Origin of the sequence: uncultured Methanobrevibacter sp. (assembly GCF_902771435.1) — an archaeon.
Classification (GTDB): domain Archaea; phylum Methanobacteriota; class Methanobacteria; order Methanobacteriales; family Methanobacteriaceae; genus Methanocatella.
The window spans coordinates 1-2,811 of the sequence record NZ_CACXXB010000083.1; the positions used below are offsets into that span (position 1 = coordinate 1).

Sequence of the window (2,811 nt, forward strand, 5' to 3'; positions counted from 1 at the left end):
TTCCAATCAGAAATTTACAGTTACATTAATGGACACTAACGGCAATCCTGTTGTTGGTGAGAGCATTAACATTGAACTCAATTCCAAAAAATATTCTCCGGTAACTGACAATAATGGAAAGGCAACAATTAAAGTATCAATTCCAAAAGAGGGAAGCTATGTTGCCAAAGTCGCATATCCTGGCGATGAAGCAGATTATGAGGGATGCAGTGCACAGGCAAACGTCAATGTCAAAAAGCAGTCAACAAAAATCATCGCATCTAACATGAACATGATTCCTAAAATGGCCGAATATTATTCAGTTACATTGAAGGATGGATCAGGCAATGCTGTTGCAAAACAGAAGGTAACTTTCACAGTCAACGGCAAAAAATACACCAAAAAGACAAATGCCAAAGGTGTGGCTAAAGTTCAGTTGAAATTTGCCAAAAATAAGAAAACATATAAGATAACTGTCAAATTTGCCGGAAACGACAAGTATAAGGCAGCTTCAAAAACAAATAAGATCATTGTTAAATATTCATCAAAAACCGCCAAATTGACAGCTCCTAGTGTAACAATTCCTCCAAAAACATCCAAAACATATACCGTCACATTAAAAGACGGAAACGGAAAAGGAATTGCTAAACAGAAAGTAACCGTTAAACTCAATGGCAAAACTTACACTAAAAAGACAAATTCCAAAGGAAAAGTCAGTGTTAAAGTTAAATTCTCCAGTTTAAAGACTTATAAGGTCAGTGCAAGTTATAAAGGAAGTAAAATATATAAAAAAGCTTCATCCACAGGTAAAATCAAAGTTGCAAAAACAGCAACCAAAATTACCTCTCCTGCAGTTTCTGTTCTTCCAAATGAAGCTAAAACCTACACTGTAACCTTAAAGACAAGCACTGGAAAGGCTTTGTCCAAACAGAAACTAACAATCAAATTCAATGGAAAAACCTATACCAAGACAACTGACAGCAAAGGTAGGGCAACATTGTCTGTAAATTTAGCCGACGAAAAAACATATCCTGTGGTTGTAAACTATAAGGGAACTGCAATTTACAAGGCATCCAAAGCCACCGGTAATATTAATGTTTCAAAATTGGATACTGCTATTGAAAGTTATGACAGGACATATTCATTTGACTCTCAAAAGGATTACAAAATTTCTCTAAAGGACGCTTCCGGAAATCCATTGGCCAATAAGACATTAACATATACAATTGATAATGCGGTTTATTCAAAAGCAACCGATGAGAATGGTCAAATCAAACTGGATTTAAATGCAGATAACTCATTTGAAATAACTATTAGGTTTGCCGGCGATGATAAATACAGGGAAAGTTCCAATACAAACAGGATTACAATTTTAAACCAGTCTGGTGTAATATTTGTTGATGGAAACCTGCCGAATTCCCAAATCCAGGATATTTTGAATTCAGCTCCTGATAACTCCAATGTTGAATTTTTAGGGGATTATTACTTTGATATTGCATTAACAGTTAACAAGCAATTGAATATCTATTCAAAAGAAAAAACCATTTTGAATGCAATTGAAAATAATCCGACATTAACAATCAAAGCAGATAATGTGAATATCACTAACTTTGCAATTTTTGGAAACTCCAGCGATGCGGTTGACATTAACGGTGCCAAAAATGTAATGTTGTCTAATAATTTTATTGTAAATCATCTGGATGAATCAAAAACCGAAGAGTATGTCAACGGAACCGTTAACATGCCAGGATACGGTGTAAGCATTTCAGATTCATCTGATGTGAAACTATTGAAAAATACGATTTCATTGTTTGAAAGCGGAATTTTTGCCGAACACTCAAAACAGTTGACCATTGACAATAACGTAATCAGGGAAAACAATTACGGTATAAAATATGGATTTGGAGTTGCAAATACAGAAATCATTAACAATGAAATTTTAGAGCAAACAGGTTTGTATATCATGACAGTGCCTGAAGGTCCTTCAGGATATGGAATATTCTTGAATAATTCCGCCGTTAATGTAACAATCAACCGCAATCATATTGCCTGGAATCATTTGGGTATTTCTCTAGATGCAAATTACTCAACAGGAATTGTCGTTACCCAAAATACAATAACCGATAATGTTCTGGAAGGAATGAGATTCAATGCTCCTTATGATCTTGCAGAAAATGCTGTGGAACCTATTGTAACTGATAATGCAATTTACAGAAATGCAAGAGGTCCTAGTATGATGATTTTAGGGGAAATGAGTGCAAATCCTGAAGGCATTTATGGTCCTGGTCAATGGAATGAGTCATTAAGGCTAAAATTGGATCCTAACTGGTACGGTACAAACAGTCTCGTAACATGGGATTATGACACAGGAGTTGTTGGCTATGGAACCATGTGTCCAAGAATCAGCACAACTGCCATCAAGTTCGACAATCTCACCTGCAATGCTCCTGGAAACTATAGTGTGGTATTCTATAAAAACGGAGAAGTTGCATCCAATCTTGCGCAATTTGAGTTGTATGCAACATTAAACAGGGCAACAGCAAAAGAAATTGAAGTCAAATTCAATGTTGTCAATGGTGTAGGTTCATTCATATTTGATGCAGGCAATTACAATGAGTCCAATAACGTCATTGAAATTTCTGTAGGGTCCTTGATTGATTCCACATACAGGACATTCAAGATCACTTCCACATATGACGTTCCGGACAGTGAAATTCCAACTTAATAAATATGTTTTTGCATATTTATTCTTTTTTTATTTTTTCATATACACTACAACAATTTTCAAAGCTATTTTCCTAACTCAAATTGTTAATGTTAATGTTATCTATG

The 2,811-nt window shown here is 35.1% G+C and carries 1 protein-coding gene; it reads left to right on the top strand.

Features of this window, described 5'->3' with window-relative positions; all coding sequences use genetic code 11:
• Positions 1 to 2,704, top strand: a 2,704-nt coding sequence (locus QZU83_RS10555; RefSeq protein ID WP_295611944.1) for a right-handed parallel beta-helix repeat-containing protein, incomplete at its 5' end; no start/stop codon positions are given.
• Positions 2,705 to 2,811 lie beyond the last annotated feature (107 nt).